The sequence below is a fragment of the Thermococcus thioreducens genome (assembly GCF_002214545.1).
Classification (GTDB): Archaea; Methanobacteriota_B; Thermococci; order Thermococcales; family Thermococcaceae; genus Thermococcus; species Thermococcus thioreducens.
Window position 1 is genome coordinate 1,444,409 of record NZ_CP015105.1, and the last position, 22,829, is coordinate 1,467,237.

Annotated in this window: 18 protein-coding genes and 1 tRNA gene; 10 read left to right on the forward strand and 9 right to left on the reverse strand. The window is 49.7% G+C overall.

Features of this window, described 5'->3' with window-relative positions; translation table 11 throughout:
• Nucleotides 1–308: 308 nt before the first annotated feature.
• Nucleotides 309–1,601 (forward strand): asparagine--tRNA ligase, encoded by a 1,293-nt coding sequence (asnS, locus tag A3L14_RS07965; RefSeq protein ID WP_055429515.1) that lies wholly within the window; start codon nucleotides 309–311, stop codon nucleotides 1,599–1,601.
• A gap of 301 nt (nucleotides 1,602–1,902) precedes the next feature.
• On the opposite strand, the gene A3L14_RS07970 is transcribed toward asnS, so the two are convergent.
• From A3L14_RS07970 to A3L14_RS08000, 7 genes are all read right to left on the reverse strand, one after another.
• A tRNA-Arg gene (locus tag A3L14_RS07970) sits at nucleotides 1,903–1,979 on the reverse strand.
• A 61-nt stretch (nucleotides 1,980–2,040) separates the two neighbouring features.
• Nucleotides 2,041–3,183 (reverse strand): thiamine ABC transporter substrate-binding protein, encoded by a 1,143-nt coding sequence (locus A3L14_RS07975; RefSeq protein WP_055429516.1) that lies wholly within the window; start codon nucleotides 3,181–3,183, stop codon nucleotides 2,041–2,043.
• 113 nt (nucleotides 3,184–3,296) lie between these two features.
• Nucleotides 3,297–4,238, reverse strand: a complete 942-nt coding sequence (locus A3L14_RS07980; protein ID WP_055429517.1) for a calcium/sodium antiporter — start codon at nucleotides 4,236–4,238, stop codon at nucleotides 3,297–3,299.
• 41 nt (nucleotides 4,239–4,279) lie between these two features.
• The gene (locus tag A3L14_RS07985) at nucleotides 4,280–4,795 is read right to left on the reverse strand and encodes a TIGR00288 family NYN domain-containing protein (protein ID WP_055429518.1); all 516 of its coding nucleotides are present in this window, start codon (nucleotides 4,793–4,795) and stop codon (nucleotides 4,280–4,282) included.
• Complete coding sequence (locus A3L14_RS07990; RefSeq protein WP_055429519.1) at nucleotides 4,792–5,301, reverse strand: TIGR00288 family NYN domain-containing protein; 510 nt, start codon at nucleotides 5,299–5,301, stop codon at nucleotides 4,792–4,794. The genes A3L14_RS07985 and A3L14_RS07990 overlap by 4 nt, the downstream gene beginning before the upstream one ends.
• A gap of 77 nt (nucleotides 5,302–5,378) precedes the next feature.
• On the reverse strand, nucleotides 5,379–7,811 hold the full coding sequence (locus A3L14_RS07995) for a tRNA(Met) cytidine acetyltransferase TmcA (RefSeq protein ID WP_055429520.1): 2,433 nt from the start codon (nucleotides 7,809–7,811) through the stop codon (nucleotides 5,379–5,381).
• 36 nt (nucleotides 7,812–7,847) lie between these two features.
• Nucleotides 7,848–9,683 carry a tRNA-guanine transglycosylase gene (locus A3L14_RS08000; protein ID WP_074631156.1) on the reverse strand — a complete coding sequence of 612 codons (1,836 nt, stop codon included), beginning with the start codon at nucleotides 9,681–9,683 and terminating at the stop codon, nucleotides 7,848–7,850.
• Between the two features lie 63 nt (nucleotides 9,684–9,746).
• Here A3L14_RS08000 and A3L14_RS08005 point away from each other — a divergent pair, with 63 nt between their 5' ends.
• The 6 genes from A3L14_RS08005 to A3L14_RS08030 all read left to right on the forward strand — a co-directional run bounded on the left by A3L14_RS08005 (nucleotide 9,747) and on the right by A3L14_RS08030 (nucleotide 19,271).
• Nucleotides 9,747–14,261: an AAA domain-containing protein gene (locus tag A3L14_RS08005; RefSeq protein ID WP_083391967.1), complete on the forward strand. Its 4,515-nt coding sequence runs from the start codon at nucleotides 9,747–9,749 to the stop codon at nucleotides 14,259–14,261.
• A gap of 67 nt (nucleotides 14,262–14,328) precedes the next feature.
• Nucleotides 14,329–16,227: a S9 family peptidase gene (locus tag A3L14_RS08010; RefSeq protein ID WP_055429524.1), complete on the forward strand. Its 1,899-nt coding sequence runs from the start codon at nucleotides 14,329–14,331 to the stop codon at nucleotides 16,225–16,227.
• A gap of 70 nt (nucleotides 16,228–16,297) precedes the next feature.
• Nucleotides 16,298–16,570 carry a hypothetical protein gene (locus A3L14_RS08015; protein WP_055429525.1) on the forward strand — a complete coding sequence of 91 codons (273 nt, stop codon included), beginning with the start codon at nucleotides 16,298–16,300 and terminating at the stop codon, nucleotides 16,568–16,570.
• A complete protein-coding gene (locus tag A3L14_RS08020; protein ID WP_055429526.1) occupies nucleotides 16,537–16,863 on the forward strand; it encodes a PIN domain-containing protein in 327 nt (108 codons plus the stop codon). Before A3L14_RS08015 ends, A3L14_RS08020 begins: the two co-directional genes overlap by 34 nt.
• Nucleotides 16,864–17,523: 660 nt before the next feature.
• A complete protein-coding gene (mobA, locus tag A3L14_RS08025) occupies nucleotides 17,524–18,111 on the forward strand; it encodes a molybdenum cofactor guanylyltransferase (RefSeq protein WP_055429587.1) in 588 nt (195 codons plus the stop codon).
• A 179-nt stretch (nucleotides 18,112–18,290) separates the two neighbouring features.
• Nucleotides 18,291–19,271, forward strand: a complete 981-nt coding sequence (locus A3L14_RS08030; RefSeq protein WP_232473303.1) for a pyrolysin — start codon at nucleotides 18,291–18,293, stop codon at nucleotides 19,269–19,271.
• 5 nt (nucleotides 19,272–19,276) lie between these two features.
• On the opposite strand, the gene A3L14_RS08035 is transcribed toward A3L14_RS08030, so the two are convergent.
• Nucleotides 19,277–19,795: a biotin transporter BioY gene (locus A3L14_RS08035; protein ID WP_055429528.1), complete on the reverse strand. Its 519-nt coding sequence runs from the start codon at nucleotides 19,793–19,795 to the stop codon at nucleotides 19,277–19,279.
• Nucleotides 19,796–19,861: 66 nt separating this feature from the next.
• On the opposite strand from A3L14_RS08035, the gene A3L14_RS08040 reads away from it, so the two are divergent.
• The 3 genes from A3L14_RS08040 to A3L14_RS08050 are packed head-to-tail and all read left to right on the forward strand — an operon-like array spanning nucleotide 19,862 to nucleotide 22,171.
• Nucleotides 19,862–20,635: a biotin--[acetyl-CoA-carboxylase] ligase gene (locus A3L14_RS08040; protein ID WP_055429529.1), complete on the forward strand. Its 774-nt coding sequence runs from the start codon at nucleotides 19,862–19,864 to the stop codon at nucleotides 20,633–20,635.
• Entirely contained in the window at nucleotides 20,622–21,413 is a 792-nt protein-coding gene (locus A3L14_RS08045) for an energy-coupling factor ABC transporter ATP-binding protein (RefSeq protein ID WP_055429530.1), read from the forward strand. Before A3L14_RS08040 ends, A3L14_RS08045 begins: the two co-directional genes overlap by 14 nt.
• A complete protein-coding gene (locus A3L14_RS08050) occupies nucleotides 21,410–22,171 on the forward strand; it encodes an energy-coupling factor transporter transmembrane component T family protein (protein WP_055429531.1) in 762 nt (253 codons plus the stop codon). The genes A3L14_RS08045 and A3L14_RS08050 overlap by 4 nt, the downstream gene beginning before the upstream one ends.
• Here A3L14_RS08050 and A3L14_RS08055 read toward each other — a convergent pair.
• Nucleotides 22,168–22,803 carry a hypothetical protein gene (locus A3L14_RS08055; RefSeq protein WP_232473305.1) on the reverse strand — a complete coding sequence of 212 codons (636 nt, stop codon included), beginning with the start codon at nucleotides 22,801–22,803 and terminating at the stop codon, nucleotides 22,168–22,170. The genes A3L14_RS08050 and A3L14_RS08055 overlap by 4 nt on opposite strands.
• Nucleotides 22,804–22,829 lie beyond the last annotated feature (26 nt).

The following is a 22,829-nucleotide window of genomic DNA, read 5'->3' on the forward strand; positions in this document are numbered from 1 at the left end:
ATATTCCATTATTGAAGGTTTCTCCAGTTTGGATAAAATCTATCTAATGGTTGGATTACCTACAATCCCTTCAATAGTGCCCAAAACAGTATGTCGTCATATTTTAGCCAAAATCTCCAAACGTATGATGAGATGACAATCAATGAAACAAAGGATTTAAATTAGGGTTTTCAAACCTACACCCATGCCGTTGATGATAGTGGTCGAGCACAGAATTGGGGCATTTCCGCTCTGGATAAATTGACGCTTTTCTTAGCCCAATCGCTACCGTTATAAAGCCCCCTTCAAAGCCTCTGGAGGTGGTAATGATGATTGATAAGGTTTACTGCGCCGATGTTCGGCCCGATATGGAAGGCAAGCGTGTTAAACTCGCCGGATGGGTTTACAGGAAGAGAGAAGTTGGAAAGAAGGTGTTCATAGTCCTCCGTGACTCAAGCGGAATCGTTCAGACTATATTCAAGAAGGAGCTGAGCGAGAAAGCCTACGCCGAAGCAAAGAAGGTCGGAATAGAGTCCAGCATCATCGTGGAGGGCACCGTTAAGGCCGACCCCCGCGCTCCCACCGGTGTCGAGATCCAGGCAGATAAGATAGAGGTCGTCCAGAACGTTGACTTCTTCCCGATAACGAAGGACGCGAGCGACGAGTTCCTGCTGGACGTCAGGCACCTCCACCTGCACTCCCCGAAGGTCGCCAGCATAATGAAGGTCAAGGCGACGATGATGCAGGCCGCTCGCGAGTGGCTCCTCCAGGACGGCTGGTACGAGGTTTTCCCGCCCATACTCGTCACCGGAGCGGTTGAGGGCGGAGCGACGCTTTTCAAGCTCAAGTACTTCGACAGGACGGCCTACCTCAGTCAGTCGGCACAGCTCTACCTTGAGGCGGCAATCTTCGGCCTTGAGAAGGTCTGGTCGCTCACGCCGAGCTTTAGGGCGGAGAAGAGCAGGACGAGGAGACACCTCACCGAGTTCTGGCACCTCGAGCTTGAGGGAGCCTGGATGGACCTCTGGGACATCATGAAGGTCGAGGAGGAACTGGTGAGCTACATGGTGCAGAGGACGCTGGAGCTCAGGAAGAGCGACATCGAGACATTCAGGAAGGACTTCACCACCCTTAAGAACACGGTTCCGCCCTTCCCGAGGATAAGCTACGACGAGGCTATAGACATCCTCCAGGGCAAGGGCGTGAACATAGAATGGGGCGAGGACATGGGCGCCGACGAGGAGCGCATTCTGACCCAGGAGTTCGAGAGTCCTTTCTTCGTCTACGGCTATCCGAAGCACATCAAGGCCTTTTACATGAAGGAGGATCCAGACGACCCGAGAAAGGTTCTCGCGGCGGACATGCTCGCGCCGGAGGGATACGGCGAGGTCATCGGTGGTTCACAGCGTGAGGACGACTACGACAAGCTCGTGCAGAGGATTCTCGACGAGGGCATGGATCCCAAGGACTACGAGTGGTACCTCGACCTCAGGAAGTACGGCTCAGTTCCGCACAGCGGCTTTGGACTGGGCCTTGAGAGGCTCGTTGCGTGGGTGCTGAAGCTCGACCACGTCCGCTGGGCCACCCTCTTCCCGAGGACGCCGAGCAGGCTGTATCCGTAGCAACCTTTGCTGGACAAAGGTTGACCAAAGTTCGTGATTCCTCCTCAATTTTTCTTGTTACAAGGTTTTGCGTTTGAGTTGGAATTTATGAGAGGAATGCAGTCTTAATTCAGCCGATTAGCAGGGGTTTACTTTTGTTTAGCGCTCCGGATGAGTGGGGTGAAGTAAACTCCTTGAAAAAAGCCAGAGGAGAATGCATTCCAAAACCAGAACGGTAAGTTGAGTAAGAGCCTCCCATGGAAAGCCCACTCAAGAAGAATCACGAACCTTGATCAAACTTTTGCCAAGCAAAAGTTTGCTATGGCGGGCCCGGCGGGATTCGAACCCGCGACCTCCGGCTTAGAAGGCCGGCGCCCTATCCTGCTAGGCTACGGGCCCTCGCTCCTATCCTTTTGGAGCGCTCTTATAAAAGTTGCGGTGGAGAGAAAAGGGAGAAATCTCACCGCCTCCTCCTGAGAAAGAGCGGAAGGACGGCAAGGCCAACTATGAGTGCTGGCCCGCAGATGCTTGAGTTGCTGGACTCTCCACCGGTTTCGGTGGTCGTCTTTCCGGTTATCTCCTCTGGGCTCTTGCCCTCCACCATTAGCTGGGTCCACTGCTTGAGCCAGAGGTCGTAGTTATTCTCGATCTCCTTGGGATCAACGGTAACGGGCTTGTCAACCTTTACCGCATATTTGAAGACCTCGGGGATCTGGACGTTCTTGTTAACCGGGTACATCCACTGGTTGAGGGGGAGCTTCTCCTGTGCCTCCTCGCTGATGAGAAACTCGATGAACTTCTTGGCCAGCTCAGGGTGCTTGGCGCCCTTTACTATTCCGGCCCCCTCTATCTGGAGGTAGTTGCCCTCCTTAAAGGCAACGGCACCGACGTTGGTGTTGTTGTCGTAGTAAACGGTCGCCGCCGGGGAAGTGGCGTAGCTGAGGACGAGCGGGTACTCACCCTTGGTGAAGGCGTTCCAGGCCGCGCTCCAGCCCTCGACTATCTGGACGTCGTTCTCCTTGAGCCTCTCCCAGTAGTTCAGCCAGTCGTCGCCGTAGACCGCTATCGTCCAGAGGAGGAAGGCCATTCCCGGCGAACTGGTGCGCGGGTCTTCGATTATCAGCTTGCCCTTCCACTCGGGCTTGGTGAGGTCTTCTAGACTTGCCGGTGGGTTCTGGACCATGTCCCTGCGGTAGTTGATGGCTATGTAGCCGTAGTCGTAGGGGGTGAGGTGGAACGTCGGGTCAAAGCTGTCGATTATCCACTGGGGGATGACATCAGCGTTGGCCGGTTTGTACGGCTCCAGTATTCCGGCATCGATGGCCTTGGCCATGTAGCTGTTGTCTATGCCGACCACAACGTCGGCCTGCGGGTTGTCCTTCTCAAGGACGAGCCTGTTGAGAACCTCTCCTGCGTCGCCGATGAGGACGAGGTTGACCTTGACGCCGTACTTCTCCTCGAAGATTGGAACGATCTCCTTCATCCACCACTCTATGCTGTCGTAGGAGTAAACAGTCAGCTGCTCCTGGGCCTTAACGGGCTTTGCCGCCCCGAGGGCACCGAGGAGCAGGAAGGTAAGCAGCAGGGTGGCAAGCTTTCTCATTTTTCCACCTCCATGAACAGGTTTTGGGTTTTCATAAGGTGGTAATAGACGGGATTAAAAAGCTTTGCGCCCCAGAACTGTGTCCTAAAAAATATTAGGGAAATAGAGAATGGTCAGCCCTGCGGCAGGTGGACGCCCCCGGTGAGGTATACGTAGAGGAAGTAGGAATAGATAGCCAGCAGTACTCCCCCAGTAAGCCTGTCTATCCTGCCGGTGAAGCGAAGGACTGCCGTCAGTATGGCCATGACCAGGAGGGTCAGCGGCAGGGTGAAGGTGTAGATGGTGGAGTCGACGTATATCGGGTTTATGAGAGCCGCTATGCCGATGACCATGAGGATGTCCAGGATGTTAGCACCTATTATGTTGCCGACGCTTATGTTTGGAAGCCGTTTGAGGGTCGCCATGAGGGAGTTTGTGAACTCCGGCAGGGACGTTCCAATGGAGACCATCGTGAGGCCTATGACGACCTCGGGGACTCCAAAGGCCCTGGCCATCGTGACGGCGCTGTCCACAACGAGCTTTGCACCGGTCACGACGAGAATGCCGCTTCCAAACATTATGAGGGCATCCCTCTTCGGGTTTCCGCGCCCGCCCTCGGGGAGCTCCTCAAGCGTCATGTGCTTCCGGTAGAGGTAGTAGAGGAAGCCGAAGTATATCAGTATCAGGCTCGCCCCGTCGAGCCGGCTTATCTTGCCGTCGTACATCAAGAGACCCGCATATGCTGTGACGGCTATCATGAAGAGGGAGTTCTTCCAGGCGGTCTTCTCCACATTCAGGGGGCGGAGAAGGGAAGACACACCGAGGATCAGGGCTATGTTCGCGAGTGCGCTTCCAATCGCATTTCCCAGCGCTATGTCGGGCTTTCCCTGGTAGGATGAGATTGCCGAGACCGTAACTTCCGGCAGGGTGGTGGCTATGCTGGCCAGAACGAGCGCTATGAGGAACTCGCTCACCCCGAAGCCCTTTGCAACGCGCGAGGCGGCTTCAACAAAATAGTCGCTCCCCTTGATGAGCAGGACGAGGCCTAGCGCGAAGAGTATGATTTCAACTATCACTTTCTCCCACCAGAGTAGGGCTGGAAAGAAAGCTTAAAAGTTTATTTGAACTCATGGGTTTCGCCTTTGCCCTCCATCTTGATGACGTAGTCGGCCGCATTCTGGAGCGCCACAGAGAAGCCCGGCTCAACTCCTATGACTATCGTCTCCTTTCCCCTGCGCTTCGCCTCGTTGACTATCGGAAGAAAATCGGCATCGCGGGTGGCAAGGGCTATTACCTCCACGTCGGAGTTGTAGATGAGCTCCATGGCCTCTATGGCTATCCTGACGTCGGTGTCGCCGGCGACTATGATCGGCTCAAGCCCCTGGTTGACGACGGCCTCTATGAGCCCCTGGGGAGCGTACTGGTTGAGGACTACCTTGGCGACGCGGAGCTTTCCAATCCTCTCAAGGGCGTCTATTATGTCCTCCAGCTTTATCCCAAACTCCTTCCTGAGGATGTTAGGGCCGTCGATGATTAGGCCTATGCTCCTCTTCTTCTTTGGCTTTTCCGGGGTGCTGACCTCCCTGACCTCCTTCTCCCCGCGCCTGAGAACCCTAAAGAAGCGCTCCTTCATCTCCCCTCACCGCCCTCAAGGATTATGGTGTAGTCCGCCGCGTGCTTCAGAGCCGCTGAAAAGCCCGGTTCGATGCCGATCACTATGGTCTCCTTACCCTTTTCCTTGGCCTTGAGGATCACCGGCAGGAACTCGGCGTTTCTCGTTGCGAGCGCAATCACGTCGATGTTGGGGTTGTATATCTCCCTCATCGCCTCGACGGCGAGCTTGACGCCTGTCTCACCCGAGACGACGATGGCCTCAAATCCTTGGTTCGATACCGCCTCTATGAGCCCCTGGGGAGCGTACTGGTTCAGTATCACCTTGGAGACCCTGAGGTCGCCCAGCCCCTCCAGGGCCTCAACTATGTCCTCCAGCTTGACACCGAACTCCTTCCTGAGGATGTTCGGGCCGTCGATGAGCAGGGCTATCCTCTTACCGCGGCCTATCTTTCGTCTCATGGTTCCTATGCTCCTCATGCCATCCTTCGTTATCGAGATTATCTTCTCCCAGTTGCCGCCCGGCATAGGAGTCACCGTTGGAATGGATACACCAGAGATACCGAGGAAACTATGCACCAATCCTATAAAAAGTTAGTTTAGGGTCATGAGATGACCCTCTTATAGTAGTACCAGAGGCCCCTTATGATATCGCGCACCTCTATCATGGTGAAGGTCTCGGTTCTGTCTATCAGCTTTGCCGCCTCCTCCCAGCTGTGCCCCTGAAGAACGCGGTAGATGAGGAGCCTTATCTGCCTCTCGTCGAGGTAGGGCTTCATCCAGCCGTCGAGAAAGTAGAGCTTGACGATGGGCTTAACGGCGTCAACCACGGTGTCGTAGGTGAGAACCTTGCCCGTGAAGGCGTCGAGGCGCTTTCTCTGGACGTCCGTGAGGTGTATCGGGTAATCCACCGCCTCCCCGAAGGGCGTCTCGAAGAGCCACCTGACTATCTCGGGCTCGATCTCGCGGTGGGTATCGCCCAGCCACTCCGTCAGCCTTATGCGGAACTCGTCGTTGGCCTTCTTGATGATCTTTTTCGCCCTCTCGCTTATCGGCTTGAGGACTATAGCGGTGAATTCGCCGCTAACAGGGTTTCTGGCTGGACTGAGATGAACTACCGCAAAGCCGTTCCGGACCCAGAAGCGGACGAGCTCTTCACTCGCCCCAAAGCCCGAGCCGATCCAGTCGAGGCCTTTCTCCCTCGCTTCCTTCTCAAGGAGCTCCAGCGCCTTGCTTCCAAGTCCCATATCCATCGCGTCCGGGTGGGTGGCAATTCTAACTATCCTGTACCCCCTCAGCTTCGCGAACTCCTTCGCCATGTGGTGCTTGACCATCATGTCCGGGATTATGTTGCCGCGCGGCTTGTAGCCCTTCGCCATCTTCTCGATGACCTTCTTGGGTATGTTGCCCTCCTCGGCTATCTGAATCGCCGTAACTATCTTGCCGTTCTTGAGGCGGAGAACCCTCGCCCTGTGGTGCGGCGCGTCCGCGAGCAGGGCAACGTCGCTCGGCCTGTTGCGGTAGTGGGCGAGGATGTAGATGCCGACGAAGTTTCTGAGATCATCCCTGTCGTTCTCGAACCAGTCGTCGAGGTCGGGCTCCTCGAAGTAGACCTCCTTGTTCGTTATGAGCTCGTAGTCCTCATTGGTAAGCTCAACTGGCTCGGCATCGAGGAGCAAAACGTCAAAGAGCCACTTCTCTATGGGATCGCCCTCGGCATAGCGTATCGGCTCCTCCATGTGGAGCTCCCTAAACTGCCTTCTCTCCCTGGCCCTCTTCAGGAACTTGACCGAGAAGCCCCTTCCCGCTCCCTCGTAGCCGTGTATGGTGGAGGAGTACACCACACGCGGCTTGCTGAGGTACCTGTGGAGTATCGGGACGTGGATTCCAGCAGCCTCATCGAGGATGTACAGGTCGGCGGTCTTTTTGTAGCCCTCAGCGGGGGGATAATAGCGGAGGCCGATCTTCCTCGCGTAGAGCTCCTTGATGAGGCCCCTCTCCTCGACGACGTGCGGCTTGAACCCGAGCCTCTCTAAGGCCCTCTTGGCGAAGCGGAAGAGGGCCTGGACGTTCTCCGGCTCGGGGGCAGTCACGACTATTCTGGTTCTCTTCTTGAGCGCCAGTGCGAGGCCTATCGCGGCTATTCCAACGGAGACGCTCTTTCCACGGCCCCTGTCAGCGGTGAGGACGAGCATGCCCTCCTCCTCAACCAGACCCTCAAAGGCCTTAAGGACTTCAACCTGTCCCTCTGTGAGTGCCATCTCGTAGAGCTCGCGCGGGAAGATAGTCTCCTCGGGAATCTCAACGCCCTTCCTCGCTCTGATCTTTGCCTGAGTTTTGTTCCTCTTCGGCTTCTTCCTGAGCTTTCCGTTCTCGGTGATGATGTAGATGCCCTCATGCTCGGTGAACTTCCTAATGAGGCGCCTGTTGAAGCGCTTCTTGACGTCGTCTATCGTGTAGGGCGGCGTGACGAGGCTCTTGTGGAAGCCCGTCCACATGTTCTTCCACTTCTCGAATGGGTGGGCGAGTATGAAGATGAACCCGCCGCCGCGGACGGTCTCTATAATCCTCCCGAGGTCGTTGGGGGAATAGTCGTAGCTCATGTCCAGGACGAGCAAGTCATAGGTTCTGCCAAGAATGTCGCGGGTGTGCTTGAAGGTAACCGCCTTTACCTCGGCACCCCCTGCCAAAAGGTCGAAGTGCTTCCTGAAAGCCTCGTAGCGCTTCCTTCCAAAGGTATCCTCGCCGAGCGCGTCCGTCGCGTAGAGGACCTCAATTTTATCCTCGCTCTCGTCGCGGAGACGCTTTTCCTTGAGCTCATCAAGGACATCCCCGAGAATCCGGGCCGATGCGCCGGCCAGGATTCCCGCTAATTCCGCCTTCCTCAGTGTGTCTCCCTCTATGATTATCATTCTCCTGTGGAACTTCTCAAGCGCCTGGGCTAAAGCCGTCTCGGTGAGCCTGAGAACCTGATCCTTAACCTTCTCGCCTTTGGCGTAGTCTCTCACTTCCTTATCAAAGCGGACCTTGACGGTCACGGCCGCCACCTCCCGGATAAAAGGGAGAAGGGGGGTTTAAAAAGGTTCAGTACCTGTGTTTAATAGTTTCTCTAATGTCGCTACAAGAGTCCTTAGATGAGTCTTTTTTCTAACTTCTGAATTAACTCTCCTTCTCAGTTGAGATTCATCTGGAAGGAGAATTATGGAAATATTTCCTTTTAACTCTTTTTGAACTCTCTGGATAATCTTCCTATATGCTCCACTCCCAATGTACGCAACAACCCATTTATCCCGCGCATGGTTTTCCAGAAACTCCTTCAGCCGAGTAGATACGAGACTTACTTGCTCCTCTGGAGTGCGAGAAGATAGTACAAAGTCGTATTCCAATATCGAAGTTTCTTTTTCAAAATTCTGGGGAACCGGACCATACATTCCAGAGAGAGTAACCTTTTCAATTTTTTTAATATTAACACCATGCTCCTGGAGATATCTAAAAATAAGCTTGTGTGTTGTAGATTTTGAGTATGGTTTTTCTGGAGTGCAGGATAAGATTAAAATAACTCTCTTCTCTGGAGGGACACTATATGGTGTTTTCGTTATGTCAAACTTGGTAGGATCACGCTTTAATGAAATTCTCCGGGCATAAAACTGACCCTTGGGGAGTTTCGGAAGTTTCAACTTAAATTTAGTAGCAATATCGATGAAGTCTTCGTCAATCGTTGATAACTTAGCAACTACTTTCAAAAGCTTGTTGTCACTATTTGCATATCCAACAAGCCACTCTTTAAACTCGCGAGATTTAGGATTGTACTTTTTCAGTTCTCCTATAAGATTCAATTGAACAGATAGATTATGAAGTGCAATTATACCATAGATATCCGACTTGATTACTTCTTTCCCATGGAGGCTATATCGAGAGTAACTTTTGCTCTTTAGTATCTTTTTTGCTTTCTGAAGATTTCGTCCTCTGATACAATTACAAAATGGGCATAAATCCAAATCTCTGTTGGTTATCATGTAAAATTTCTTTTTTTGAGTGTATGAAACAAAAAACTGAAGATTTTGGGCAGCTTTGACATATGTATTACTATCAAAACTGTTTACTCCCAAATAATACATGAAAGGAGTTATCCTTCCAGAAATCCCAAAAACATGTATGGGGATTTTTTCTGGGTCAGAATTTATCTCAATTAATGTGTCCTTGAGAGCTTTTATTATCTCAACGATTAGCTCATAATGGTTCTTTATTGGAACCATTGAACCAATGGCCAACCCAAAAGGATAGTGGGAATACTCATTAAATCCGGTTTCCTCAAGGAGATTGAACAATCTTTTGACATAATACTGAATTTCTTCGTAGGATCTGCCATGGACAGCAAGATACGGAAAAACATCCACATCATGTGAATCATATACTAATTCCATCAGGCGTACAGCATTCATAATGCTCTTTTCCATTCTTTCATTAGTTTCTTCCTTATTTAGTCCAGGGGGTATTGGATAATCCAAAGATGCAACGTAGTCTGCACCAAGTTTAAGTTGCAAATCCAAAACGCTTTCGGGTGTTGCTTTAAGTTGGTACTTTGACAAATCATACTCCCGGTTATACAGAAGTTTAAAACCACCACTATCTGCGAAAAGGATAGGGGAATAAGTTGGATTCTCTTGTATAATCCAGTCTTTTAATGTCTTTCCATCCTTAAACCATTCATTAAAGCTCTTTTCATTGAGATTAAAATCCACAAAGTGAAGAACTTGAGTCATAATTGCGGGCAATTTTAACTCGTGTATTATCCCCCGTTTAATAGATTTCCATATGCCCCCATTTCGAAGAACTCCCGGGGGACCTGTCATAAAATTGACCACGGGGAAAAATGTGAATTCCTGCAGTGACCTTGGACGAGCAGACATGATTAACCCCTAATCTCAAAGCCTCACGTTAGATTTAAAAATATTTACGTACTTTCTCATAAAATGAAGGTGGCAGTTATTATGAATAGAGTAAGCTTAACGCTACATCCAAGTGAGATTGCCAAATATTTTGAGCTTGATAAATGTCCAAAATATGTCTTCTGGCTAAGTAGAAAGAATGAACTTGAAAGAATATCAAGGATTCTAGATAAGAAAATAAGAAAACGCTTGAAAGGAGAAATTGATGAAGTATTGAGAAGACAAGGTAGAAATTTTGAGGAATCTCAACAAAGAATATTGGCACAGATAACCCAACCTTCAGGGATACAGAATAATAGCAGTTTTGAAGAGTTAGTAAACTACATAATCAATAAACAAGAGTACGAGGGGGAAGCCTGCATATTTTCCCAGCCTTCTTTAAATGGCCGAATTGGAATTTATACTATTGAAGGTAGAGCTGATATTGTTTTGGTAAGACACTACGAGCAAAAAACAGAGATATGGGTTTTTGAAGCAAAATTTACCAATGAGGAAAAGTTTCATCATAGACTTCAAGCTATAATGTATGCAAAGCTGATTTATGATGCTGTTCACAAGAAAATAGAAAATCAGGGACGTTCACTGGAGATTTATGTTTCTGTTATAACGAAAAAGAACAATCTTGGTTTGGGGCTTAACCACATAAAAAAACTCAAATTCCCCGACGACGCAGGAACGTATGTTGAAATTTTAGAGAATGCCCTAAAAAAGGATGGAACTTTTGACAGGATAATAACTGGAAGGGAGATTCCTAGATTTTGGATTAGCAAGAGATGTCAAGAATGTCCATATGAGGCATTCTGTATCAAAGAAGCTGTAGAAAAGAAAGGTCTCGAATTGTTGGGTATTCGGCCTGGCGATCAGGAAATTTTAGAGGAACTAGGTATTAGTACTTTAGAGGATTTAGCAGATTTATATGAGTATCCTCCGCATCCAAAAAAACCATCGAGGCTTGGAATGCTCCCTACAAAATTTGAGCCGTTTAAACCTCAAAAAGGCAAAGAACATTTAGTGAACAATATACTAAGCCGCTTGAACATAGCAAATCTCCAAAAACTTGCTCAGGGTGCATATCGGCTTGTAAGGGAGTTAAATTGTAATCCAGATAATTTTTCCGATTGGATACATGGATCTGGATATAATCTGCCAAGGGACATCTACGATGAAGAGCAACTCAGAGAAAAGAGGGTTCCTATACCAAAATACCCTTCAGGATCCCTAATTCGCGTTTATATTTTTGTTCAGTATGATCCCGTGCATGATAGACTTGCAATACTGAGTGCTACTGTTGAAAATACTCTCTCACAAAAACTAAGAAGTGTTGTCAAGATTATCCCGGAACTTTCTGATGATGAACACAAAATGAACGAGTTTGAAATGAAACTAATTGATGAATTTTTTGAGGATTTATTCAAGGCGATAAAAGAAGTAAGACCAAATCTCACTCAGCCCTCCTCCGAAAAATCCGACGATTATGTGTTTGTTCACCTCTATTTCTATAGCAGATTCCAGCGAGATGCATTAATGAATGCTGTAAAAAGACATGGAAACAAGTTAACATATTACAAGAGCATTAGATGGTTACTTGGACTAAGAAAAGAAATTGATCAAGAAATGGTCTCCATTATAAAAGAAGAGATATCAAAAAGGCATGCATTACGATTTCCTGGACTTGGAATAATCCCAGTTGTAGCCCACTACTACTGGAAAGATAATGGGGGATGGTTTGAATGGGATCCCGAAATAAAAACTGAATTTGAAGAGATTTTTAAAATTGCAGCAAGAAAAAACTGTGATAATACAGACAAAAAACTGATACTTGATGAGCTTTCTGATATATTTCCTGATGGAATCTCAAGGATTTCCAACAGAGCTTATCCAGTTATGAATAGGGAACTTGAACAGATCCCTCTCAAATATCTTTGGGAAAAGATTGACACAAACTCCGGAAGACGGCATCTTGAAAAATTCGCTATGTATCTTGCATTGGCAGTACGACACATCGAAAGAAGTATTCCAGAGTGGTCTAAGGATACCACCGTAAGGAAAGAGCCTATCCCCATTAGTGAATTGGAACGTATCGGCTTTGAAGACATTTCCCTAGCAGAAGTCTTAATAGAGTATCAAAAACTTGAATACCAGACAAAAAAAGAGAATATGGAGGAGTACTACAGACTTCCAATTAAAGAACGCTGTAGTACTGGAAAATCGCTCTTAATTAAGATTGACTCGATTAAAAAGAAGAAAGAAGATGGAAGAGAAGTAGTAGTAATAACGGGTCACGTGCCTCTCTCAGAGGAACAAGAATGGAATTTAATGGATGCTCCAATATCATTGTCTGAAGATTCTCTTGTTGTTATTACACCTGTAGTTTATGAGAATGGTAATCTAAGGCAGGTAACTAAGTACAAAGATCCTAGTTCAATAAAATATTCAATTTTGGGATTTATTCAATCTATTGAAGAATATGAAAGCAAACAAATAAGGATATCCCTAAAATTGCAAAATCCCTTTTCACTTAGCAATTATGAATTTGTTAATAATGATCATTTATATGTGAAATTTATTGATAATAAACAACGCTCATTAGATTCATTCATATCACAACAGAAACAAACAAATCACAAGAAAAAAGATTATGGAAATATTCTTGAGGTCAAAGGTATAAAAAATACCCAAAAAAGAATAAAAAATGGAGATTTAATTGTCATTGATGAGGCTATTGATGATATAAATTCATCAAGAGCATACAGCATCCTTGTTGCGTTAAGTGAGGGTGAAATTCAACACATTTTGTATAATCAACTGAAGGATGTATATCAGTCTAAAATAATATCTGAAAGTTTAAGTAATCTAATGTTTATCAAGCCTCCATGGAATAAAGAAGACATTCGGGAATTCATTGATAGATATCTCCAGCAGTATATAAACCCTGATCAAAGAAAATTTATTGAGGAATGTTACACGTCCCTAGTAACTCTTCAGGGTCCTCCAGGAACAGGTAAAACATCTTATGCAATAGCCCCAGCAATTTGGAGTAGAGTATATTCAGCGTTAAAACAAAACAAGAGAATTATTATCTTTGTAACTGGAATATCCCACAGAGCAGTTAATGAAGCTTTGATTAGTACTATCAGACTTTTAGACCACTTAGATACCCAAACAAGAAAAAAACTCCTTAATCGTGTCAGAATATATAGATTAGTGAATAGTTCAGGACAAAGTAAAAAAATAAAGAAAGATATCCAAAAACTAAGGGATAAGGGCTTAATAACGTTTATAAATTATAACCGTACAAAAAATTTAAATATACTCAATAGGGATAACCAAAATGTACAGTTAATATTTGGAACTACAAGTTCACTGTTTATTCTCGTTCAAAAAATCTCTCTAAATCCAGATTTAATTGTAATTGATGAGGCAAGTATGATGGATTTGCCTATGTTTCTCTTAGCAACTTCATTTCTCAAAGAAAATGGACAAGTCTTACTAGTTGGTGATCATAGACAAATGCAACCTATTCAGCAACATGACTGGGAACATGAAGATCGCGAAACAATCGAACAGCATACACCATTCCTGTCTGCTATCAATTTCATAAGATTTTTACGTGGAGAACTCTCAGAATCGGAAAGAGAAGAGTTCAAGAAAGTTCTCTATAGGGACCCTCCTTTATGGGAATACAACAACCTGAAAAAGGACATTCTACCGTTCCATAGACTCAATGAGACATACCGATTACCTCAGATTGTCGCTGATATGCTCACAGATTTGTTCTATATACATGACAATATCGAACTTAAAAGCAAGAAACACGAAATAGAAAAACTAAAAGAGGACTCAAAGAAATTCAAAGAAGGACTATTAAAATATATCGAGAGATTAGGGGACAATCCTGACACAACCCCCATAGCCAGCGTAATCAATCCCGAATATCCTGTAACCTTAGTACTTCACGATGAGAACAAATCAACTAAAGTCAACGAAGTTGAAAAAATTATCATTAGTGAAATTGTCAAAAAGCTTCCAAAAGAATACACATCCAAGGATAAGTTAGGAATTGTTGTGCCATTCAAGGCGCAGAGAGCTCAGATTAAAAGCCTTCTTAGAGAGCTTGGGTTAGAGCACGTTCAAGTTGACACCGTGGAAAGATTCCAAGGAGGAGAAAAGGACATTATAATTATCTCCCTCACGGCAAGTGACCCCTCATATATAAGTGCAGTTTTAGAGTTTCTATTTAACCCCAATAGGCTCAATGTTGCTATGAGTAGAATGAAAGAGAAACTCATACTGATTGGATCCCAAGAGATGTTTAATGCAACAACTAAAGATATCCAGAAATTTGAAGAACTAATAGAACCCTGGAGAACCCTATTCAGAAAGATACGGACGTATGGAGAAAAATTATGGAGTGGAACTCTGGAGGAATTTGTTGGAGAGTTAGATACCAGCGAGGATAAATATCAAAAAATACTCAATAAATACAAGGCTATTAATATGGAAGTCTTCGGAATAAACGAATGGCCTAAGAGTCCATGATTTTTAGATGCTTGTCGAAACGCTAAGCTTTTATACGAAAAAGGCCGATGTTAGTTCGGTGGCGTCTATGGCTAAGGGATTGGATATTAAAGACCTCGGGAAGTTCAGGCTCGTTGGGAACGTTGATGCTTTCAGGAAAAGGCTCGTCTTTCAGGTCACGGAGATAAGCCTTGAAAAGGACGACTACTTCTCGAGGCTCTACATCTACGATGGGAGAAAGGTCAGGCCGTTTACGGCGGGAAAGAAGGACGGAAACCCACGTTTTTCCCCCGATGGAAAGCTCATAGCATTCACCTCGAAGCGAGACAAGGAGAGCAAGGAGGCCGAGCTGTATGTAATCCCAACCGACGGCGGCGAGGCGAGGCTTTTAGTGAAGTTCAAGTATGGGATTAAAAACCTCCGCTTCACCGAGGACGGAAAGGGCATAGCGGTCGTCACGCCAGTGGACATCGAGAAGAAGCCGAAGGACGACGTCCACGTCATCAAGGAGATTCCCTTCTGGTTCAACGGTGTCGGCTGGGTCTACGGAAAGAGGAGCGTCGTCTATCTGGTGGACATCGAGACGGGCAGAAAAAGGCGCTTAACCCCCAAGAACCTCGACGTCTCGCAGGTTCGCTTCCACAAGGGCAGACTCTACTTCATTGCCCAGGAAGACCGCGAGAGGAAGCCCATGGTGAGCGACCTCTACGCCCTTGAGGGCAGGAAGGCGAAAAGGCTCACCCCCGGAGAGTGGAGCGTCCAGGACTTCATTCCCCTCGACGACGGCACGTTCATCCTCAAGGCAAACACGAGGGAGCGCGGTATCCCCACAAACACCAACATCTACCACTACAACCCGGAGACGGGCGAGATGAGGAAGCTCACCTCGGAACTCGACCGCTCGGCCTACAACTCCCTCAACTGCGACGTCAGGGGGAGCCAGAGGGCGGAGCTGGTTTTCAGGGACGGCTGGGTTTATTACGTGGCAACGGATGGCCCGAGGGCGAACCTCTTCAGGGTAAACCTTGAGGGGAAGATAGAGCGCGTCATCGGCGGCGATAGAAGCGTCGAGAGCTTTGCCATTGGGGACTACATAGCCTTCACCGCCCAGGACGCGGTCACTCCAACGGAGCTCTACGTTCTCCGTGACGGGAAGGAAAAGAAGGTCACGGACTTCAACGGCTGGATAAAGGAGTACAAGCTCTCGAAGCCGGAGCACTTCACCGTCAGGACCAGCGACGGCGTTGAGATTGACGCGTGGATTATGAAGCCCGTTGACTTTGAGCCGGGCAAAAAGTATCCGGCCGTTCTGGAAATCCACGGCGGGCCTAAGACAGCCTACGGCTACTCCTTCATGCACGAGTTCCACGTTTTAACAGCGAAAGGCTTCGTTGTAATCTTCTCCAACCCACGCGGGAGTGACGGCTACGGCGAGGACTTCGCCGACATCAGGGAGCACTACGGCGAAAGGGACTACCAGGATCTGATGGAGGTCGTTGACGAAGCCGTTAAGCGCTTCGACTTCATCGATGCGGAGAGGATTGGCGTCACCGGCGGCTCCTACGGCGGCTTCATGACCAACTGGATAGTGGGGCACACAAACAGATTTAAGGCCGCTGTAACCCAGCGTTCAATCTCCAACTGGGTGAGCTTCTTTGGTACAACTGACATCGGCTACTTCTTCGCGCCCGATCAGATAGGCGGCGACCCATGGAGCAACACCGACGGCTACTGGGAGAAGAGCCCGCTGAAGTACGCACCCAACGTTGAAACGCCCCTGCTCATAATCCACTCGATGGAGGACTACCGCTGCTGGCTTCCCGAGGCTCTCCAGTTCTACACGGCGCTCAAACACCTGGGCAAGACCGTTGAGCTTGCCATCTTCCCCGGAGAGAACCACGACCTCAGCCGCTCCGGCAAACCGAAGCACAGGGTTAAGCGCTTGGAGCTGATAGCAGGGTGGATGGAGAGGTGGCTGAAGGAATGACTTTTCTCTCTTTTCCTTAGTGGAGTAACCCTTAAATACGTGAATCCACATATTTCTGTGCGGTGATGGCATGCCAAACATAACACTCTCCATCCCGCCAGACATCTACCGAAGGATGAGGAAGCACCCGGAGATAAAGTGGAGCGAGGTGGCAAGGAAAGCCATAGTGGAATACCTCGCGAAAATTGAGGCCGAGGAGCTTAGCTCGGACGAACTGCTCTCGCTCCTTGGAGACGAGTTTAGGAAGGAGCTTGAGAGCACACCAGTTGGCGAGTACGAGAAAGCACTCAAAGAGACGAGGGATGCCGAATGGAAAAGGCTCTCTACGACACCAACGTCTTGATTGAGGCTGTAAAATCTCGCAAAAAGCTCAAAGGATACACAACGGTTCTCAACGTTGTGGAGTTTCCGAGGGCGCTTGAGCTCGGCCTGACCGTGATAACGCCGAGCCTCGAAGACTACCTGCTGGCAATCAAGGTATCTCAGGCGATGGTCAGAAAAGGAACTTCAGTTCCAGCGGTTGATGCGATAGTTGCTGCGGTTGCGATAAACCGGGAGTTGACGCTCGTCACGAAAGATAAACACTTCGAGTGGATAAAAGGAGAGTTTGGAGATCTAAAACTTCAGAGCATATAATCCCAGTTTTATTAACCTCCAGGGCGCTTGTAGCCTCTGGATTCCCACGTTTTATCGGAGAGTTTTAGCGTTTACACGGAACTCTCACTCAGGGCATCAGGCCCAAGACTAGAAGGGCCGCCAAAACCAACGGGCCGAGCAGGAACATGGCCACCGCAGATTCTTCCGTTGGTTTCTCTGGATCAACTTTCCGAACTATCCACAAGCCGAGTGGAAATCCCACAATAAGGCCCAGAAACCAGCCGAGGGTCACCAGTTTGCCATTTGGGATAGTTTGTTGTCACCATTGCCACAAACAGGAGAAAAACACCCCGCGATGCCTTCACGGTGCTTCTCTGTCGTCCTACCAAAATGAAGAATCCTGCCCATGTGAGGGTAAATACTAAACCCAGTATGAACTCCGTGAGCATGGCACCGCACCGTGAGTTCTTCAGTGGGGGAGTATTAAAACTTAACTCAACGTCTCCCCTCTATCCATCTGGTCGCTCTTGAAGAAGGGAATAAATACGTTGTCGAAGTGCTGAGTACCCATCGTTTTTAGCATTGTTTCTCCAACCAAACCGACAAAGAACTGACATAATTCAAATTTTTGGAGAAAAACTTGTATAAATGACAGGAAGCCGGAAAAAGGTTTTTAAACAGCCCGCCCTAGTTCCGCCCATGAGGGCGTACATCTTGGCGTTTCCAGAGAAGCGGTGGGAGAACTACACCCTCCCCGTTGCGGGCGAGCCCGTTGTTAAGCTCACCGAGCAGAGGCTCCTCATGAGCAAGAGGACAGACGAAGTCATCACGGTAGTTCGGAGGGACAAGCTCAAAACTTATTCCCTCCACGTTTCAAATCCCCTTCCTGTTTCCGCGAGGAGCAAGATGGAAGCACTTCTGAAGGCCCTTCCGGATGGGCCTTTCTTTCTGGCCGAAGGGAACATGCCACTGATAATGCCGTTTTTTGTTAACTACATGGTCGGGCTCTTCTATGAGAATGAACCGGAGGCGCTGATACCGGTCTGGAAGGACGGGACGGCGGAGGTCACGCACGCAATTTACGAGCCTGATGCCCTCATGGACGCCATAGAAGCGGCGCTGGCAGAGGGCTACAGGAACCTGAGCAGAATAGCAGAGTTCCTGGACTACGAGCCACTGCCCATTGAGGAGCTGGCGAAGAGGAACCCCAAGGTGACGCTGAGCTTTTTCAGAGTGAGGAACTCCTTTGACGTTAGATTCGCGGCCGAGACCCTCAGGAAGCTGTGATGCAAATTCACTTTGGAGGTTTCCCAAATTAATGCAAGAATACTTAAATAGTGTAAGACCTACAATATATTAAGGGCAGGGCTCCACAGGTTCTTCTGCCCGGTTCGGACCAAAAGGAGAGATTTATTATGAAAAAAATTCTGAGCGCAGCGCTCTCGCTGCTAGTACTGTTTAGTTTGATGGCGGTGTTGGGCCCCCCCGCCGTTTCTGCAAAACCGCTGAGCGGATACAACGTGCTGATACTGAAGAACGTGGACGCATGGAACTCGCCGGCGGTTGAGGATACCCTCACCGACATGGGGGTTCCGTATGATGTCATGACAAGCACTGAGCTTCAGAACAAGACGGCCCAAGGGCTCATAGACGCGTACGATATGATTATTGTCGTAAGCGACCAGCCCCAGAGCTTTTACGACCAGATAGGGCCCCAGATGGGCAAGCTGGAAGAGTACGTAAGGGCAGGGAAGGTTCTTGAGATCCATGCCGCCAACTGGGGATGGAACGGAGGGCTTTGGACGACACCCCTCCCAAGGAACGTCACGATAGTGCGGAGCTATTCGAGCTACGATTATGTGATAGCCAACAACACGACGCTTTACAGCAGCTACGCCAGCCACGGCTACTTCGTCGGCCTCCCGGCCGATGCAGAGATAATAACCGTCCAGGCACCCACCGGAAGCCCAGACTACGGCAAGCCAAGTACCGCAATATACACCCTCGGGAACGGCAGGGTCTTCGTCACCGGCCTGACCATTGAGTACAGCGTTGCCAGAAGAGGCCCCGAATGGAAAGCGTTCTACACCGAGATGGTCATGAATAACCTCGGATATTCTCAGACGGCACCGGCTCCGGAGATGCCGATCCAGAGGGGAATAAACGTGATGCTCTTCAACTTCTACTACTACACCCAGTACCACAGGAACCTTGAGAGATACAACGCCCTGTACGAAGAGGCCTTTGCGGGAGGCATGGACAACGAGACCCTGGGACTGGCGACCATCCAGAACGACACCGCCGCTGATTATTACGCCAACGCAAGCCAGTACGGCCCGGTTGTGGCGAACTTCCCGAGAATCTACATCTTCATAGACCTGAGAAAGGCAGCGCTTCATCAGAAGCAGGCCGTAAAAATACTTGAAGAAGCGATGGCGGACCGGTGACGCCATCACCCCAAATCCATTGCTTTTCTTACCCTGTCGGCTATCAAAACCGCCAGGGCGGCTTTTATAACGTCCACGGGGATGAAGGGCAGCACCCCGAGGAGAAACGCTTTGTGGAAGTCTCCCGCGAGGAACAGGCCGAGTCTCAGCCAGCCGAGGAGGTATATGGCCCCAACCCCCGCAAGGGAGCCGAGGACCATTCCTGTTTTTCTCCCCGATTTTTCGGTTATATAACCTGTAAGAAATGCCGCTATGGGGAAGGCCGCTATGTATCCACCGGTTGGCCCGTAGAGGACTGCAAACCCTCCCTGAAAGTTGGCAAATACCGGGATGCCCACGGCACCCATGAGAACGTAAACCAGCTGGCTCAAAAAGCCGAGTCTTGCCCCAAGAACGAGTCCGCTAAGGAGAACGAGGAACACCTGAAGTGTTACTGGAACCGGCCCCACTGGAATGCTGATCTGAGCCCCCACTGCAGTCAGGGCCGCGAAGAGACCTGCAAAGGCTACATCGCGTGCTCTCATTTGACCACCATCCGGGAGCACTTCCGTTAATCTTTAAAACGTTTTAGTTAACGAAAATTGGTCGGTATGAGGGGGCTGATAAAGGACAGTCCCGTTAAGAGGGGCATACTGTCCATGATGAGGAGCAGGGAGATGGTATCCGGGGAGGATATGGCAAGAGAGCTGGGAGTTTCGAGGGTCTCCGTATGGAAGCACATTAAAGAGCTCCAGGCCCTCGGATACGGCATAGAGACCACAGGAAAGGGGTACCGGCTCGTTTCCACCCCCGAAAAGCCATATCCCTGGGAGCTTGACGTCAGAAGCTACTACCTTTTGAAGACACCGTCAACCATGGAGGTCGCGGAAAGGCTGGCTGAGAGGGGAGAACCGGAATGGACGTTTGTCATAGCGGAGGAGCAGACCGCAGGAAGGGCCCGTCGGGGAGGGCGGTGGCTTTCGAGGAGGGGAGGCCTGTACTTCTCGGTGATTCTGCGGCCAGGGATTAGGCTTACGGACGTCGGAAACCTCATGGAGCCCTCCCTCAAAGCGGTCGCGAGAACCCTGGGAGGTTACAGGATCCCTGTGGAGGTTCTTGAGGAGGGGATCTATACAGGAGGAAAAAAGATAGCGGGCGTCCTTCTGGAGGCGGCAGGGGAGCTGGATATGGTTCGATACGCCATCATCGGGGTTGGGCTGAACGTTTCCAATCCTGTGCCGGACGATGCGACGTCCATGGCACGTGTGCTCGGAAGGGCGCCCACACTCATAGATGTCTCCAGGAAGCTGTTCAGGGAACTCAAGCTCTCACTGGGAACTTTTTTAAATCAGCAGTCGGAAGTTGAAAGCGATGCTGAGGGCTGAGAACGTCTGGCATGTCTACGAGAACGGGAGAGAGGCCCTGAGAGGCATAGACTTTGAAATGGGCGAGGAGATAGTGGCTCTGGTGGGCCAGAACGGGAGCGGAAAGACGACGCTGGCAAAGCACTTCAACGGCCTCCTGAAGCCCACAAAGGGGAGGGTAATCGTCGATGGAATGGACACAAGGGAGCATACCGTCGCAGAGCTGAGCAGAATAGTCGGCTACGTCTTTCAGAACCCGGAGCACATGTTCTTTGAGGAGAGTGTCTTCAGGGAGGTTGCATTCGGCCCAAAGAACCTCGGCCTGGATGAGGACGAGGTCGAGAGCAGGGTGAGGTGGGCACTGAAGACCGTCAACCTTGAGGGCTACGAAGAGAGAACACCGTACTCCCTCAGCGGTGGTGAAAAGCAGAGACTGGCTATAGCCTGCGTCCTGGCCATGAAGCCGAAGTACCTAATTCTGGACGAACCTACTACCGGTCTGGACGCCAGAAACGCCGCAGGAGTCGTCAAGACCATACGCGAACTGAGAAAAAGCGGTCATGGAATACTCCTCATCACCCACGATATGGACCTGGTCCTGGAGCTGGCCGAGAGGGTAGTTCTGCTCCACCGGGGCAGGAAGGTCTTCGACGGCCCTGTGGAAGAGTTCTTCTCCCTCGAACTTCATGAGTACGGGCTTGAAAAACCGGAGCTCCTCAGAATAAGTGAAAAACTCGGAATAGGGTTTGTTAGGAGCGCCTCGGAGGTCATAAACGTCCTGGCGGGTGGTTCGCGATGATATACCCCTTCTACTTTGAGAGGGACTCCCTGCTTCACAGCCTCGACCCGAGGGTCAAGATAATCGGGACCCTCGCCGGGATTGCCGCAATAATGCTCTACAATGACCCCCTCTTCCTGATCCCGCTGTTCTTTCTCACTCTCATATCGGCCAAAGCTCTTGGAAGGATTGAAATCCGGGAGGTGCTTCGCCTTCTGAAGCCCCTCATCCCGATAGTTGTTATAACCATTGTGATATGGCCCCTGATATACAAGCCGAGGCTTGAGGGGCTTCTCTTCGGCATCTCCTTCTCGATGCGCCTGCTGACCTTCGCCCTGCTGACGTTCATGCTCCTGATGACGACGAGCCAGCGCGACCTGATCCTCGGCTTTGTGAAGCTGGGTATGCCCTACGAGTTCGGCCTGACGATTTCAATAGCACTCCGCTACATCCCTACCCTCTACATCCTGACTGGCAACATCATGGATGCCCAGAAGAGCCGGGGATGGGAGATGGAGAAGGGCAACTTCCTGGTCAGGATGAAGAGGATGAGCGCAGTCCTTATACCCCTTCTTGTGGCGTCTCTCAAGACTGCTCACGAGCTGAGCATAGCCCTAGAGAGCCGCGCCCTCGGTGCCACCAAGAAAAGGACGTTTCTCTACGACATCGAGATGAGGGGTAAGGACTATCTCGCCATGACCGTCCTCCTGCTACTCTTTGCACTGGCGCTCTACGTCCGCTACGGCCTTGGACTGGGGCATATAAGTATGTACGGCTAGAGCAGGGGCTTTATTAAGGAGTCAATCGGTATCGAGTGGTCACCAACGGCGGAGACATAATCGGGAGGTGCCCTGAGAACTGTCATGTTGAGCCGGTAGTGGCCGCGGTAGGAGCTGGTTCTCAGTACGGCGAGGACATCAAAAATCTCCGGAAGGTCATAGAACCGCCTGAACTCCCCGGGAAGGTCGAGTTCGTTGAGCTCTATGGTTGAGTGTCCGAGAACCAGAATGAGCCCCTTTCTGTCAACCAGTTTTCTAACCTCCACTATTCCCCCGGCGGACCGGTTGAGGAGCGCTGGAAAGAGCGAGACCACCACAAGGGACCCATCCTCAACGACGTTTAACGCCTGGAGGAGCTCCTCAACGGAGTAGACGTTGCCTGCGTAGAGGTTCGAGACGTCCTCAGCGATGCGCTTCAGAACCTTAACGGAAAACGATGCCCCCGGGCCGATATGGTAGGCGGGGCCGTTCTCAAGGGCATTTGCTATGAGATGGTACAAAAAGACGGTCTCGGCGAGCCCATCGGCCGCTATCATGGCCGACATGCTCCCCTCGGCAAACGAGAGGGGAAACGCATCGAATGGCTTGACCTCCCTTGGCTGGAGCTCGGCCGGTTTGAAGAACATAGGCATCACATAGCTTAGTGCGCTGGGGATAT